This is a genomic window from Rhodoplanes roseus (assembly GCF_003258865.1).
Classification (GTDB): domain Bacteria; phylum Pseudomonadota; class Alphaproteobacteria; order Rhizobiales; family Xanthobacteraceae; genus Rhodoplanes; species Rhodoplanes roseus.
Genome location: NZ_NPEX01000403.1, coordinates 2,554 through 4,062 on the forward strand (window position 1 = coordinate 2,554; position 1,509 = coordinate 4,062).

The 1,509-nt window shown below is 66.5% G+C and carries 1 protein-coding gene; it reads left to right on the plus strand.

The genetic code is table 11. From position 1 onward, the window contains the following. Window positions 1-531: glutathione peroxidase (locus CH341_RS29045; protein ID WP_245431304.1), on the plus strand; the 531-nt coding region annotated here is incomplete at its 5' end. Window positions 532-1,509: the final 978 nt, after the last annotated feature.

The following is a 1,509-nucleotide window of genomic DNA, read 5'->3' on the forward strand; positions in this document are numbered from 1 at the left end:
TCAGCGTCATCGCTCGCGGCGACGCCGTTCGTCGCACACGCTCAGGATCGCAGCCGCGCGAATGCGTGGGCGCATTCCTTCGCGCGCGCCGACGGCGAGGAGATCAGACTGATCGCGCATGCCGGCAAGCCGATCCTGATCGTCAACACCGCGTCGCTGTGCGGATACACGCCTCAATATGCCGGGCTCGAGCAGCTGTGGAAGCAGCACGGGCCACGCGGCCTTCTGGTGATCGGCGTCCCGTCCGACGACTTCGGTCATCAGGAGCCCGGCGACCAGGCCAGCATCGACCATACGGCGCATCGCTACGGCGTGACGTTTCCGATCAGCACCAAGACGATCGTGCGCGGCGCCGATGCGCATCCGTTCTATCGCTGGGCCGCGATCGAGCGCCCGCTCGACACGCCGCGTTGGAATTTCCACAAGTATCTGATCGGCCGCGACGGCCGCATCGCGGCGGCGTTCCCGTCCGCCGTCGAGCCGACCGACAGCCGCATCGCCGCCGCCGTCACCACCATGCTGGTGACGTGAGACTCTTCATACAAAGTATTCGGGCGCGTCGCCGGGCCGGACGCCGGCCCCGACCGTGCTGCATTGCGGCGAGCCGGTTCAGAAACCGCGCAGGACATCGCAAGAAGAAATTCACCGAGCGATTCGTGACGGCTTGACAAAACCGGGCATCGGCGCGACCATCTGGTCGTCAGCTTCGGTGTGGTTCTGGTCGATCCACTGATCCGAGGAACCGGCTGAAGCCGATGATGAGCCAGGATGCTGACGAGCTGTTTCCCAGACCGTCCAGCGCTGGCGTACAAGCGGGAGGTCCGATGCCACCGGGCTCGCAAAGCCGCGACAATCACCGGGATCTTCGTTGGGAACTTGGTGTAGCGGCTTCCCCCACAACGGATAAGGTCGGAAGCGGTCTCATCGGGCCGCATCAGTGAGGCAAGGCCCAACCTCGACCGCTTCCGCCTTTATCACCGTCCGTCGTCGATCGACCTGATCCGATCCGCACGCTCGGCTTGTTATAACGACCTGTCTCGGTGCCCGAGCGCTCCTGCGAAAAGCAGCGAGCGCTTTTTGCTGTTTGATGCCGGCCGCCCTGCCCGACGCCGGTGTGGTGTTCGAAGCCTGCGCGCTGTCCGACGCCGATGGCGCCGCCTCGTTGCCTGCACGACGTCGTGATCAGATCGTGGAGCGCGCAAGGCCCCTGCCCCGTCGTGCACCGCGACAGCGCGACAGCGGTCGAGCATCCCGTGGTCCGCCGCTGGGACCGAGCGCGGTCGATGCCCCGGTGGATGCCGAGACGAGTTCGGAGGCACAGCCCCTCGATCGTCGTCGTCGTCAAGGCCAAGGGCCTTTGCGAAACGACACAGTCGTCCCGGGGCGGCGCCCCCGCGTCGAGCCCGGGCCCCTACGCCCTGTCTATCGTGCACCCGCGCCGGGGCTATGGAGTCCGGGCTCGCGGACCTGCGGTCCGCGCCCCGGAATGACGAGTCGAGCAAAGGCCTC